At 71.6% G+C, this 14,028-nt stretch carries 8 protein-coding genes; 7 read left to right on the top strand and 1 reads right to left on the bottom strand.

The window, feature by feature from the left end; genetic code table 11:
• Positions 1-43 precede the first annotated feature (43 nt).
• Positions 44-1,225 carry an ROK family protein gene (locus tag MT994_RS18880; protein WP_034655387.1) on the bottom strand — a complete coding sequence of 394 codons (1,182 nt, stop codon included), beginning with the start codon at positions 1,223-1,225 and terminating at the stop codon, positions 44-46.
• A 408-nt stretch (positions 1,226-1,633) separates the two neighbouring features.
• Here MT994_RS18880 and MT994_RS18875 point away from each other — a divergent pair, with 408 nt between their 5' ends.
• The 7 genes from MT994_RS18875 to MT994_RS18845 all read left to right on the top strand — a co-directional run bounded on the left by MT994_RS18875 (position 1,634) and on the right by MT994_RS18845 (position 13,998).
• Positions 1,634-3,154, top strand: coding sequence for a sugar ABC transporter ATP-binding protein (locus tag MT994_RS18875; RefSeq protein WP_021479939.1), 1,521 nt, complete (start codon positions 1,634-1,636; stop codon positions 3,152-3,154).
• Positions 3,151-4,191, top strand: a complete 1,041-nt coding sequence (locus MT994_RS18870) for an ABC transporter permease (RefSeq protein WP_021479938.1) — start codon at positions 3,151-3,153, stop codon at positions 4,189-4,191. The genes MT994_RS18875 and MT994_RS18870 overlap by 4 nt, the downstream gene beginning before the upstream one ends.
• A gap of 117 nt (positions 4,192-4,308) precedes the next feature.
• On the top strand, positions 4,309-5,376 hold the full coding sequence (locus MT994_RS18865; RefSeq protein ID WP_021479937.1) for a substrate-binding domain-containing protein: 1,068 nt from the start codon (positions 4,309-4,311) through the stop codon (positions 5,374-5,376).
• A gap of 119 nt (positions 5,377-5,495) precedes the next feature.
• A complete protein-coding gene (locus MT994_RS18860) occupies positions 5,496-6,668 on the top strand; it encodes a Gfo/Idh/MocA family oxidoreductase (protein ID WP_021479936.1) in 1,173 nt (390 codons plus the stop codon).
• Positions 6,669-6,920: 252 nt separating this feature from the next.
• A complete protein-coding gene (locus tag MT994_RS18855) occupies positions 6,921-11,906 on the top strand; it encodes a ThuA domain-containing protein (RefSeq protein WP_354807530.1) in 4,986 nt (1,661 codons plus the stop codon).
• Positions 11,907-12,161: 255 nt separating this feature from the next.
• A complete protein-coding gene (locus MT994_RS18850; RefSeq protein ID WP_354807529.1) occupies positions 12,162-12,956 on the top strand; it encodes a hypothetical protein in 795 nt (264 codons plus the stop codon).
• Between the two features lie 40 nt (positions 12,957-12,996).
• A complete protein-coding gene (locus tag MT994_RS18845; RefSeq protein ID WP_021483379.1) occupies positions 12,997-13,998 on the top strand; it encodes a sugar phosphate isomerase/epimerase in 1,002 nt (333 codons plus the stop codon).
• Positions 13,999-14,028: the final 30 nt, after the last annotated feature.

The raw sequence follows: 14,028 nt of genomic DNA, 5'->3' as shown, positions 1-14,028 counted from the left end.
CGTCGCGCCCGCGCGCGCGGGCAGCGGCCCCCGTCGACCGCGCTCAGGCGATGAGCGCGTCGATCGCTGCGGGCGAGAGTACGTGATCGACGGCCATGGCGCTCGCACCGAGCACGCCGGCCTGACCTCGTGCCTGCGAGGTGACGATGCGCAGGTGCTGCGTCGCGAGGGGCAGCGAGCGCTGGTAGACGATCTCGCGGATGCCCGCGATGAGGTGCTCGCCCGCCTCGGCGACGATGCCGCCGATGACGATGAGCGAGGGGTTGAGCAGGCTGACGCACGCCGCGAGCACGGACCCGATGTCGCGGCCGGCCTGGCGCACGGCCTGGCTCGCGGCGAGGTCGCCGCCGCGCACGAGCGCGACGACGTCGGAGCTGGTGGTCGCGTCGAGGCCCGCGGCGGCGAGGGCCGCGGCGACGGCCTGGCCGCTCGCGACGGCCTCGAGGCAGCCCACGTTCCCGCAGCGGCACGGGACGTCGGCGGCGCTCGGGACGGCGACGTGCCCGATGTCGCCCGCGGCGCCCTGCGCGCCGCGCCGGAGCTCGCCGTCGGCGATGATGCCCGAGCCGATGCCCGTCGCGACCTTGACGAAGAGCATGTCGGTGACCGCGGGCCACGCGGTGCGGTGCTCGCCCAGCGCCATGATGTTCACGTCGTTGTCGACGAGCACGGAGGCGTCGAACCGCTTCTGCAGGATCCCGGGGACGTCGACGTCGTCCCACGCGGGCATGATCGGCGGGTTGATGGGCCGCCCGGAGGAGTGCTCGACGGGGCCGGGGAGGCCGACGCCGACGCTGACCAGGTCGTCGATGCTGCGCCCCGTGGTCGCGACGAGCTTCTCGCCGGTGTCCGCGACCCACGACAGGACGACGTCGGGACCGTCCGCGATCGCGAGGGCCGCGTCGGTCTCGGCGAGCACGTTGGACGCGAGGTCCGTGACGGCGAGGCGGGCGTGGGTCGCGCCGAGGTCCACGGCGAGCACGATGCGCGCCTCAGGGCTGAAGGCGAAGGTCACGGGCGGGCGCCCGCCGGTCGAGCTGGCCTCGCCCGCGGGGGCGATGAGGCCGGCCGTCATGAGGAGGTCGATCCGGGCGGCGATGGTCGACCGCGCCTGCCCCGTGATCGCTGCGAGGTCCGCACGGGTGCGCGGCTGACCGTCCCGGAGCAGCTGGAACATGTCGCCGGCACCGGTCGGGCGCGGCGCGAACTTCAGCAGTTCCTCCATGGGCACAGTGAATCACGGAGCCTCTCGTCGGTCGTCCGTACCAGGCGGACGAGTCATCGGCTTTTGCTTGACGATCGCCAAAAGGTACCCTACTGTCCCCTCCCAAGGCGACATGGACGTCGTCGAAAGGTGTGGAGGTCCGACGGCGGGCCTCCGGTCCGGGCGACGACCGCCCCACGAGCTCCCCCTGGTCCCCGATCGCACGTCGCATCGTCGGCATCCCTGCTCGTACAGGGCTTGCCGGACACTATCGCCTCCGCAGCACCCCGGGGCACCCCGGGAGCGGCGGGAGCGTTCCCATCCGGCGATCAGGGCGCGCACACTTTTGTCGGTCACGGAGTGGTAACAGTGGCAAAAGACGACAACCTTATGATTGACGCTCGTCAAAAGGTTCGCTAGGTTCACCGCATGGTCACCGCAGACCCTCCCCAGCCGCTCCTGCAGATGCAGGGCATCGTCAAGGTCTTCCCCGGGGCTCGTGCGCTCGACGGCGTCGATCTCGAGATCCTCCCGGGCGAGGTCCACTGTCTCCTCGGCCAGAACGGGGCCGGCAAGTCCACGCTCATCAAGGTGCTCGCCGGTGCCCACCAGCCCACCGAGGGCAGGATCCTCCTCGACGGCGAGCCCATCACCATCTCCGACCCCGTGGCAGCGCTGAAGCACGGCGTCGCGACGATGTACCAGGAGCTCGACGTCGTCGACGGCCTGACCGTCGCGGAGAACGTCTACCTCGGGCACGAGCTCGCGACCATGGGGTTCTCCCAGCGCCGCGAGGCGGTGCGCAAGACGCGCGAGCTGCTCCAGCGGCTCGGGCACTCGGAGGTCTCGCCGACCACGGAGGTCGGACGGCTGTCGGCCGCCGGCAAGCAGATCGTCTCCATGGCCCGGGCGCTGTCCCACGACGCGCGCGTCATCATCATGGACGAGCCCTCGGCGGTGCTCGACTCCGAGGAGGTGGGCAACCTCTTCCGTGTCGTCAAGGAGCTGACCAAGGCGGGGGTCGCCGTCGTCTACATCTCCCACCGTCTCGAGGAGATCCGCGAGATCGGCGACCGCATCACCGTCCTCAAGGACGGCCGGACCGTCGCGCAGAACCTCCCGGTGTCCGAGACCCCGACGGCGAAGCTCATCACGCTCATGACCGGGCGCTCGGTCGAGTACGTCTTCCCGGACTCCGACGGCCCGGTGGACGCCGCTCCCGTGGTGCTCGACGTCGCGGGGCTGAGCCTGCGCGGCGTGTTCGCGGACGTGTCGTTCCAGGTGCGCGCCGGGGAGATCGTCGGTCTCGCCGGGCTCGTGGGCGCGGGCCGCTCGGAGATCATCGAGACGGTCTACGGGGCGCGCAAGGCGACCGCGGGCACCGTGACCGTCGACTCCACGCGGCTGCGGTCCGGGTCCGTGGCCTCCGCCGTCGGTGCCGGGATCGGGCTCGCGCCCGAGGAGCGCAAGAGCCAGGGCCTGCTCCTCGACGAACCCGTCTACCGCAACGTCACGCTCTCGACGTTCGCGCGCTTCGCGCGCTTCGGTCTCCTCGACGAGAGCGCCGAGCGCAAGGCAGCCAAGGAGCAGGCCGACTCGCTCGAGCTGCGCCCCACCGGCGTCGACCGGGCCATCCGCACGCTGTCGGGCGGCAACCAGCAGAAGGCGATGCTCGCCCGCTGGCTCGTCCACGGCTGCCGCGTGCTGCTCCTCGACGAGCCCACGCGCGGCGTCGACGTCGGCGCGCGCGCCGAGATCTACGCCCTCATCCGCAGGCTCGCCGACGAGGGTGCCGCCGTCGTCGTCGTGTCCAGCGAGATCCCCGAAGTCCTCGGCCTCGCCGACCGCGTCCTCGTCGTCTCCGAGGGTCGCGTCGTCCACGAGGGGCCCTCGAGCTCCATCGACGAGCACCAGGTGCTCGACATGGTCATGGAAGGAAGTGTCGCGTGAGCGAGCAGCAGGTGTCGGCGTCGATGCCGACGAAGAAGCCGGAGGCCGACGAGTCGGCCCGGGTCGAGAAGGCCGCGGGCGAACGCCGCAAGAGCGGGTTCATGTCCGGCGCCGCGGGGCGGAACATCGGCCTCGTCGTCGCGCTGCTCCTCCTGTGCGTCGTGGGCTTCGCGACGGGCGGCGAGCGGTTCCTGAGCGTCAGCAACCTCATGACCATCCTCAGCCTCGGGTCGGTCGTGGGCGTCGTGGCCATCGGGATGACCTTCGTCATCACGACGGGCGGCATCGACCTCTCCGTCGGCTCGGTGCTCGGCCTGGCGTCCGTCTGGGCGACGACGCTCGCGACGCAGTCGTACGGCTGGGTCGTCATGGTGATCTGCGCGCTCGCGGTGGGCATCGGCGCCGGCCTCCTCAACGGCCTGATCGTCGCCTACGGGAAGGTCGTGGCGTTCATCGCGACGCTCGCGATGCTCGTCGCCGCCCGCGGTCTCGCCGAGCTCATCGCGCAGAAGCGCACGCAGATCGTCCAGGTCGACGCGTTCAACGACGTCTTCCGCGGCAACCTCCTCGGGGTGCCGAAGATCGTGTGGATCTTCGCGGTCGTCGCCGTGCTCGGCTGGTTCCTCTTCAACCGCACGACGTTCGGCCGCCGGACGGTCGCCGTCGGCGGCAACGCCGAGGCCGCTCGGCTCGCAGGCATCAAGGTCAAGCGCCACCTGCTGTACGTGTACGCGCTGTCCGGCCTGACCGCGGGCATCGCCGGCGTCATGATCCTCGCCCGCACGAGCGCCGGCTCCTCGACCAACGGCCTGCTCATGGAGCTCGACACCATCGCGGCGGTCGTCGTCGGCGGCACGCTCCTCGCGGGCGGCCGGGGCACGATCGTCGGCACCGTCCTCGGTGTCCTGATCTTCACGACGCTCACGAACGTCTTCATCATCAACAACATCGACAGCTCGGTGCAGCAGATCGCCAAGGGCGCGATCATCGTCGGCGCGGTCCTGCTCCAGCAGCGCCTCTCCCGGCGCACCACCTAGCGACCCCGAGCCCCGCGGCGCCCCCGCACCACGCCGCAGCCGGACGAGCCCCGCACCACCCACACCCCGCCAGTTCCCCTGAGGTTCCACCCGCAGGACAGCATCGAAGGAGATCCCATGTCCGCACGCACCACCCTCCGCCGCCGCATCACGCTCGCGACGGTCTCGGCCGCCTCGATCGCGCTGATCGCGACGGCGTGCACCTCCAACACGCCGCAGGACGAGGGCACGGCCGAGGGCGACGGCGGGGGCAGCGCCAACCAGGCCGTCTCCGACAACGACGCCCCGGGCGACCCGATCGTCATCGGCTTCTCGGCCCCCGCCGCCGACCACGGCTGGATGGGCGCCATCACGACCGCCGCCGAGGCGGAGGCCGCGGAGTACGAGGACGTCGAGCTCCGTGTCGCCGACGGCACGAACGACGTGAACGTCCAGATCAGCCAGATCGAGGGCTTCATCAACGACGGCGTCGACGCGATCGTGCTGCTGCCGTTCGACGGCGCCGCGCTCACCGAGGTCGCGACCAAGGCGATGGACGCCGGGATCCCCGTCATCAACGTCGACCGTGAGTTCTCCAGCCCGTTCGCCGCCCGGACGACGGTGCTCGGCGACAACTACGGCATGGGCGTGAGCGCCGGCCAGTACATCTGCGAGCAGCTGGGCGACAACCCGGACGCCGTGGTCGCCGAGATCGCCGGCATCGACTCGCTGCCGCTCACGCAGGACCGCAGCCAGGGCTTCGAGGACGCGCTGTCCGACTGCGGCCTCGACGTCGACAACCGCGTCGCCGCGGACTTCACGGTCCAGGGTGGCGAGGCCGCGACGGCCAACCTCCTCCAGGCCGCGCCGCAGATCGACGCCATCTGGAACCACGACGACGACCAGGGCGTCGGCGTGCTCTCCGCGATCGAGAACGCGGGCCGCGACGAGTTCTTCATGGTCGGCGGCGCCGGCTCGAAGCAGGTCATGGAGCACATCCAGGCCGGTGACTCCGTCCTCCAGGCGACGGTCGTCTACCCGTCGACGCAGGCCGCGGACGGCATCAAGCTCGCCCGCCTCGTGGCGCACGAGAAGAACCTCAGCGACCTCGCGTCGTCCGACGTGCCGCGCACGGTCCAGCTCTTCGCGCCCGTCGTGACGAAGGACAACGTCGACCAGTACCTGCCCACCGCGTTCCAGTCCTGACGGACCCGCTGGCACCCGTCAGCACGCAGCAGGAAGCACGCGGACCACGCCCACGGTCCGCCCGGGTACCGCCCGGCCGGACCGTGGGCGTGCGCCGTGAGAAGCACGGAAGGAACGTCATGGCAGGAAACGACGGCGCGCAGCTCGGCGTCGGCATGGTCGGGTACTCGTTCATGGGGGCAGCGCACTCGCAGGCCTGGCGGACCGCCCCCCGGTTCTTCGACCTCCCCCTCGACCCGCGGATGCGGGTCCTCGGCGGCCGCAACCCGGAGGCGGTCGCCGCCGCCGCGCAGCGGCTCGGCTGGGAGTCCACGGAGACGAGCTGGCAGGCGCTCGTCGGCCGGGACGACGTCGACCTCGTCGACGTGTGCACGCCCGGCGACACCCACGCCGAGATCGCGATCGCCGCGCTCGAGGCCGGCAAGCACGTGCTCTGCGAGAAGCCGCTCGCGAACACGGTCGCCGAGGCCGAGAAGATGGTCGCGGCCGCCGAGGCCGCCGCGCGGCGCGGGCAGGTCGCGATGGTGGGCTTCACCTACCGCCGCGTGCCGGCGATCCAGCTCGCGCGCCAGCTCGTGGCCGACGGCCGCATCGGCACGGTGCGGCACGTGCGCGCGCAGTACCTCCAGGACTGGATCGCGGACGAGGACGCGCCCCTGTCGTGGCGTCTGGACAAGACCAAGGCCGGCAGCGGCGCGCTCGGCGACATCGGCGCGCACGTGATCGACCTCGCCCAGTTCATCACCGGTGAGCGGATCACGAGCGTCTCCGGCCTGCTCGAGACGTTCGTCAAGGAGCGTCCCGTCGCGACGGAGTTCGCCGGTCTCTCGGGGCAGGGCGGCACCGAGCGCGGCCCCGTCACCGTGGACGACGCCGCGATCTTCCTCGCCCGGATGTCCGGCGGCGCGATCGGCACGTTCGAGGCGACCCGGTTCGCCTACGGCCGCAAGAACGCGATCCGGCTGGAGATCAACGGGTCGAAGGGCTCGGTCGCGTTCGACTTCGAGGACATGAACGTCCTGCACTACTTCGACGCCGCCGACGACCCGGCCGTCGCGGGCTTCCGCCGCATCGTCGTGACGGAGCCGCAGCACGCGTACGTCGGGCACTGGTGGCCCGCGGGCCACGGCCTCGGCTACGAGCACGCCTTCACCCACCAGGTCGTCGACCTGGTCGAGGGTATCGCCGCGGGGACGCACCCGGCGCCGACCTTCGCGGACGGTCTGGTGGTCCAGCGCGTGCTCGACGCGGTCGAGCGCAGCGCGGCGTCGGGCGGCTGGGTCGAGCCCTAGGTCTCGACCCGCCGCACGGACGGCAGACCGGTCGTCGGCCGCGCGCAGGTGCACGGCCGACGACCGGGACGACGAGAGGAGGTACGACCGCCGCGCTGGCGGCGAGGAAGGTGCCCGGCGGAGCACCGAGACAGTCCGCCGACGAGCCCGGGACGGACGGCAGGCCGATGGCGCCGACCCGGCGGAGCGCAGCACAGTTCCCCATCTCGACGAGGAGACCTTGTGAGAAACGTGCTTGGAGGATCGCTCGCCATGAGGCGCACGGTCGCGGCAGCAGCCGCGGCGGCGATCGCTCTCCCCCTGACCATCGCGACGGCGGTGTCGGCCACGGCGGCCCCCGCCGCCGGGAGCGTCGCCCCGGCGGCTCCGGTCGCAGCCGCCGCCGACACCGCACCGTTCGACGTGCTCGTCTTCAGCAAGACCGCCGGGTTCCGGCACGGGTCGATCCCCGCGGGCATCGCGGCGATCCAGCAGCTCGGCGCGGAGAACGACTTCGACGTGACCACGACCGAGGACGCGGGAGCGTTCACGGACGAGAACCTGGCGCAGTACGACGCCGTCGTGTGGCTGTCCACGACGGGTGACGTCCTCAACGACGACCAGCAGGCCGCGTTCGAGCGCTACATCCAGAACGGCGGCGGGTACGCGGGCATCCACGCGGCGTCCGACACCGAGTACGACTGGCCGTGGTACGGCGAGCTGGTCGGCGCGTACTTCAGCAGCCACCCGCAGAACCAGGACGCGACCGTCAAGGTCGAGGACCACGCCCACGAGTCGACGGCGCACCTGCCGTCGCGCTGGGACCGCTACGACGAGTGGTACAACTACCGCACCAACCCGCGCGACACCGTGCACGTGCTCGCGAGCCTGGACGAGACGTCCTACACGGCGGGCTCGGGCGCGATGGGCGCCGACCACCCGATCGCCTGGTGCCAGGCGTACGACGGCGGCCGCTCGTGGTACACCGGTGGCGGCCACACGAACGAGTCCTACGCGGAGCCGGAGTTCCTCCAGCACCTGCTCGGCGGCATCCAGACCGCCGCGGGCGTCGTGCCGTCGGACTGCGCCGCGTCGCAGTCGGACAGCTACGAGGTCGTCTCGCTCGACGAGGAGACGTCCAACCCGATGATGCTCGACGTCGCCCCCGACGGGACGGTCTTCTACGTCGAGCGCGACGGGCGCGTCCGCCTCATCGACCCGGAGAGCAACCAGACCACGACGGCGATGACCCTCGCGGTCACGCAGGCCAACGAGGACGGGCTCACGGGCGTCGTCCTGGACCCGGACTTCGGGGAGAACGGCTGGGTCTACCTCTTCTGGTCGCCGCAGGACGTCGGGACGGACGGGCCGCACAACCGCGTCTCGCGCTTCACGTACGACGAGGCGACCCGGACGATCTCGGCCGCGAGCGAGGAGAAGGTCCTCGTCATCCCGACGCAGCGCGAGACGTGCTGCCACGCTGGCGGTGACATGGTCTTCGACGGCGACGACAACCTCGTGATCGTCACGGGCGACAACACGAACCCGTTCGAGTCGGCCGGCTACGCGCCGCTCGACGAGCGCGCGGGCCGCACGTCGTACGACGCGCAGCGCACGTCGGCGAACACCAACGACCTCCGCGGCAAGGTGCTGCGCATCCACCCGGAGGACGACGGCACGTACACGATCCCCGAGGGGAACATGTTCGCCCCGGGGACGGACAAGACGAAGCCCGAGATCTTCGCGATGGGCTTCCGCAACCCCTTCCGCATCGGCGTGGACCAGAAGACGGGCAACGTGCTCGTCGGCGACTACGGCCCCGACGCGCAGAACGCCAACCCGAGCCGCGGCCCGGGGAACACGGTCGAGTGGAACATCGTCGCGGAGCCGGGCTTCTACGGGTGGCCGTACTGCACCGGTGACAACGCGGCGTACATCGACTACAACTTCGCGACCGGCCAGTCGGGCCAGGCGTTCGACTGCGCCAACGGGCCCGTGAACGACTCGCCGAACAACACCGGCCTGACCCAGCTCCCGCCGGCCGTCGCGGCCGACGTCTGGTACAACTACGCCGGCAACCCGCTCTTCCCGGAGATCGGCGGCGGCGGTGCGCCCATGGGCGGCCCCGTCTACGACTACGACCCGGAGCTCGACTCGGACGTCAAGTGGCCCGAGTACTGGGACGGCAAGGCGATCTTCGGCGAGTGGAACCAGGGCAAGATGTACTCGTTCCAGCTCGACGGGGAGAACCGCGACGAGCTCGTCGACATCAACCGGATCCTGCCGAAGCACTTCGACCCCGCGGCGGGCTTCTACCGCGCGATGGACTTCGACTTCGGTCCGGACGGCTCGCTCTACGTCATCGACTGGGGCCAGGGCTTCGGCGGCAACAACACGACGTCGGGCATCTACAAGGTCAACTACGTGCAGGGTGACCCGACGCCGATCGCCCGCGCCAGCGCGGACGTGACCAGCGGCGCCGCGCCCCTCACGGTGCAGTTCTCCTCGGAGGGCACCCGCCACCCGGCGGGCGACCCGATCTCGCTGCAGTGGACGTTCGGCGACGGGTCCGACCCGTCGACCGAGGCGAACCCGGTGCACACCTACACCGAGAACGGCAGCTACACCGCGCAGCTCGTGGCGACCGACGCGAACGGCCAGACGGGCTTCGCGAACGTCAGCATCGTCGTCGGGAACCAGGCGCCGAGCGTGACGATCACGTTCCCGGACAACGGTGGCGTGTTCGAGTGGGGCGACCAGGTGCGCTACGTCGTCGAGGTCGAGGACCCCGACGGCGAGGTGGACTGCTCCAACCTCCAGATGATGACCGCGCTCGGGCACGACGCCCACGCGCACCCGATGGAGGAGCTGACCGGCTGCGAGGGCGTCATGCAGACGGCCCGCGACGAGGGCCACGGGCTCGAGGCCAACATCTTCTGGGTGCTCGAGGCGTTCTACACCGACGACGGCGGCGAGGTGGGCGTCCCGCTCACGACGAACTCGCTCCAGATCCTGCAGCCGAAGCTGCTCCAGGCCGAGTACTACACCTCGACGGGCCGGCTCCCCGGCTCGGCGAGCACGGGTGACCCGGGCGTCCAGACGGAGCAGGCCAGCGACACCGCGGGCGGCGGCCAGAACCTCGGCTACATCGAGGTCGACGATTGGTGGGCCTACGAGCCCATGTCGCTCTACAACGTCGAGGGTCTCGGCATGCGCGTCGCGTCGCCCTCGGGCGGCACGGTGTCCGTGCGCTGGGACGCGCCCGACGGTCCGGAGATCGGCCGGGTGACCGTGCCGAACACCGGTGACTGGCAGGCGTACACGATGGCGACGACGGAGATCACCGACGTGCCCGAGGGCACGGGGACGCTCTACTTCGTCAACGTGGCCGGCCAGATGAACGTCAACTGGCTCGAGTTCGACGGCCGCGGCGTCACGGACAACGTGCGCCCGACCATCGACACGTTCGAGGTCACGCCGACGGAGGGCACCGCTCCGCTGGAGGTCACGGCGTCGGTCACGGCGACCGACCCCGAGGACGAGGCCGTCACGTTCGCGTGGGACGCGGGCCTCGGCGACGGGTTCGTCGACGGCACCGACTCGTTCGCGGTCACGTACGACCAGCCGGGCACCTACCGGCTCCAGGTGCGGGCCACCGACGAGCGCGGCGCGTACTCGGTCGAGTACACGACGGTGACCGTCAAGGCGCCCGAGACCGGTCCGGGGCTCTGCTTCTCCGGCCGCTCGGACGACTTCCTCGGCACCGACCTCGACGAGGACCGCTGGACCGTGACGAACCGCGACCAGAACCTCGTCGTGCGCGACGGGCGCCTGGTGGTCCCCACGGCGACGCGGGACTTCTACGGCACGGACAACACCGTCGTGCCGAACCTGGTGCTCCAGGACCTCCCGGACGGACCGTTCACGGCCACCGCGAAGGTGACCCTGCCGGCCCGCCAGCAGTACCAGCAGGCCGGTCTGCTGATCTGGGAGGACCAGGACAACTACGCGAAGATGGTGCTCCAGGGCCGGTCGGCCACGGCGGACCCGGCGACGCGGATCTTCCAGTTCATCCGTGAGGAGAACGCCCAGCCGAACGAGGTCAACGAGTCCAACTCGGCCGCGCTCGGTGCCGACTACCCCGACACGGTCTACGTGCGGTTCGTCAGCGACGGCGCGAGCCTCCAGGCGGCCTACTCGGCCGACGGCATCGACTTCACGACGATGCCGCAGACCAAGTCGATCGCCGACCTGGAGAACGCGAAGATCGGGCTCGTGGCCCTCAAGGGCAACAACACGACCACCCCGGTCGTCGACGCCGAGTTCGACTGGTTCCACATCACGCCCGACGACACGGCGGCGGCCCCCGGGCCGGACGACGAGTTCGACGGCGACGCCCTCGACACGTGCCGCTGGTCGATCGTCCGCGAGGACCCCACCGGCTACCGCGTGACGGACGGCTCCCTGCAGATCGACACGACGCCCACGGACATCTACGGGACGGACAACCGCCCGGTGCCGAACATCGTGCTGCAGGACCAGCCGGGTGACGAGTGGACGATCGAGACCGTCGTCGACGGCTCCGCGTTCGACCGTCAGTACCAGCAGGGCGGTCTGATCGTCTACGGCGGCGACGACGACTACGTGAAGCTCGACTACGTGGTCGACAACCAGGCCGGCCAGGCGCGCAACGCCCGGATCGAGCTGCGCAGCGAGGTCGGCGGCGTGGTGCAGAACCCGCAGCCGCAGACGGGGAGCCTCGCCGAGTCGGTGTGGCACCTGCGCCTCACGCGCTCCGGTGACACGTTCACCGGCGCGTACAGCGCGGACGGCGAGACGTGGACCACGTTCGACGAGAGCGTGACCAACGCGCCCGCCGCGGACGCCAAGGTCGGGCTCTTCGCCCTCGGGGCGTCGGCCGACACCGGTGCTCCGGCGTCCTTCGGCCACTTCCGGGTGGTCGAGGACGAGGCCGAGCCGATCGCCGTCACCATCACCGCGGAGACGCGCTGCATGGCCGGCAAGGTGTTCGTCGCGGTCCGCGCGGCGAACGACGACACGGTCCCGCTCGCGATCACGCTCGAGACCCCGTACGGGTCGAAGCAGGTCGCGGACGTCGCGCCCGGTGCGAACGCGTACCAGTCGTTCGCGTCGCGCGCCGTCGCGGTCGACGCGGGCACCGTGACCGTGACCGCCACGGACGCCGAGGGGAGGACGTTCTCCGGGACGGCGGACTACGCGGCCCGGTCCTGCTCCTGACGAGCTCCGGCGGGTCGGTGCGCTGAGCACCGGCCCGCCGGGCACCGCGCTCGGCGCGCGGGCGCTCGGGCGTCCGGGCGGCCCATCGGCCGGGCCGACCGTACGCTGCCCGCACGACGAGCACGACGGGGACCTCCGGGTCTCCGGCCCCGGCGCCCGGGAACGGGCGCTCCGGCCCGGCGCCGGGGCACCCCGGGGGACCGGCGACGACCGCCGCCCCCACCGCACACGGACCCACGACGAGGTGATGACCCGATGTCCCGTACGCCCCGCCAGCGCACCAGCCCCCGGCCTCCGGGCGGCACGCGGCTCCTGCCGCTCCGCCGGACGGCCGCCCCCGTGCGGCACCGCGCCCGCGCGCTCCTCACCGCGGCGCTGGGCCTCCTGCTCGGCGGCGTGCTCGCGCTCGTCGGCGCGGCCCCGGCCGGCGCCCACGGCGGCGACGTCGTCATCTCGCTCGGCACGGACGGCCAGGGCGGCGTGTCCGCGAACCTCACCTGGAAGGTCGACGGCCACCCCGTCGAGGAGGCGGCCGACGTCTCGGTGACGGGGGAGTCCGCGGCCGGCGAGACCGTCGGCCCCCTCACGCTGCGGTCGGCGTCCGAGGGCGTCGGCTGGTACACGTCCGACCCCGGCGTCCTCGCCGACGGCAACTGGACGCTCACCGCCACGATCACCCACCCCGCCGAGGCCACCGCGTCGGCGCAGGTCGACGTCGTGCCGCTGCCGGAGCCCGCCCCGCGCGAGGGCGACGCGGCGGCGCAGGAGGGCGGCGACGCCGCCGGTGCGGAGGATGACGCAGCAGGCGCCGACGCGGCCGGCGACGACGCCGCCGCGGGCGACGACGCCGCCGGAGAGGGCGCCGCGGCCGACGGCACCGCCACGGACGAAGGCTCGACGAGCGCGCTCGTGTGGGTCGCCGTCGCCGTGGTCGCCGCGCTGCTGCTCGCCGGGGGCTACGTCGTCGTGCGGCGCCGCTCGCGCGCGTCGGGCACCGACGAGGCCGCGGCGGACTCGCCCCGCCCCCTGACCAAGACGTCCGCCCGGTGACCCCGGGCACGAACCGAGAACGACCGAAGGAGACACGACCATGGCACGACCGATCACCCTCTTCACCGGGCAGTGGGCCGACCTGCCGTTCGAGGAGGTGGCACGCCTCGCGTCCGGCTGGGGCTACGACGGCCTGGAGATCGCGTGCTGGGGCGACCACCTCGACCCCTGGCGCTGGGACGACGACGAGTACGTCCAGGGCAAGCTCGACCTGCTGGCCAAGTACGACCTCAAGGTCTACGCGATCTCGAACCACCTCAAGGGCCAGGCGGTGTGCGACGACCCGATCGACCAGCGCCACCGCGACATCCTGCCGGACGTCGTGTGGGGCGACGGCGACCCCGAGGGCGTGCGCCAGCGCGCCGCGGAGGAGATGAAGCACACCGCGCGCCTCGCGGCGAAGCTGGGCGTGAAGACCGTCGTGGGCTTCACGGGCTCGGCGATCTGGAAGTACGTCGCGATGTTCCCGCCGGTCTCCCAGGAGGCGATCGACGCCGGGTACCAGGACTTCGCGGACCGCTGGAACCCGATCCTCGACGTGTTCGACGAGGTCGGGGTGCGGTTCGCGCACGAGGTGCACCCGAGCGAGATCGCGTACGACTACTGGACGACGGTCCGCACGCTCGAGGCGATCGGGCACCGCGAGGCGTTCGGGCTCAACTGGGACCCGAGCCACATGGTGTGGCAGGACCTCGACCCGGTGAGCTTCCTGTGGGACTTCAAGGACCGCATCTACCACGTGGACTGCAAGGACACGAAGAAGCGGATGCACAACGGCCGCAACGGCCGCATGGGCTCGCACCTGGCCTGGGCGGACCCGCGCCGCGGCTGGGACTTCATCTCCACGGGCCACGGCGACGTGCCGTGGGAGGACGCGTTCCGGATGCTCAACACGATCGGCTACGAGGGCCCGATCTCGGTCGAGTGGGAGGACGCCGGCATGGACCGTCTCGTCGGTGCCCCCGAGGCCCTGGAGTTCGTCAAGAAGTACGCGTTCGACGCGCCCGACGCGGCTTTCGACGCCGCGTTCTCGACCAAGTAGCACCACGCAGCACCGCAGTCTCCCCGTCGG

Source organism: Cellulosimicrobium sp. MI9406 (genome assembly GCF_040595865.1).
Lineage (GTDB): Bacteria > Actinomycetota > Actinomycetes > Actinomycetales > Cellulomonadaceae > Cellulosimicrobium > Cellulosimicrobium funkei.
Note: the sequence above shows the minus strand (reverse complement) of the source record. Positions and strands in the feature narration are given on the sequence as shown.

What these genes read in the sequence shown, in the direction of transcription:
- MT994_RS18880 (WP_034655387.1), bottom strand. Translation starts at nt 1,225, where the DNA reads ATGGAGGAACTGCTGAAGTTCGCGCCGCGCCCGACCGGTGCCGGCGAC.
- MT994_RS18875 (WP_021479939.1), top strand. Translation starts at nt 1,634, where the DNA reads ATGGTCACCGCAGACCCTCCCCAGCCGCTCCTGCAGATGCAGGGCATC.
- MT994_RS18865 (WP_021479937.1), top strand. Translation starts at nt 4,309, where the DNA reads ATGTCCGCACGCACCACCCTCCGCCGCCGCATCACGCTCGCGACGGTC.
- MT994_RS18860 (WP_021479936.1), top strand. Translation starts at nt 5,496, where the DNA reads ATGGCAGGAAACGACGGCGCGCAGCTCGGCGTCGGCATGGTCGGGTAC.
- MT994_RS18855 (WP_354807530.1), top strand. Translation starts at nt 6,921, where the DNA reads ATGAGGCGCACGGTCGCGGCAGCAGCCGCGGCGGCGATCGCTCTCCCC.
- MT994_RS18850 (WP_354807529.1), top strand. Translation starts at nt 12,162, where the DNA reads ATGTCCCGTACGCCCCGCCAGCGCACCAGCCCCCGGCCTCCGGGCGGC.
- MT994_RS18845 (WP_021483379.1), top strand. Translation starts at nt 12,997, where the DNA reads ATGGCACGACCGATCACCCTCTTCACCGGGCAGTGGGCCGACCTGCCG.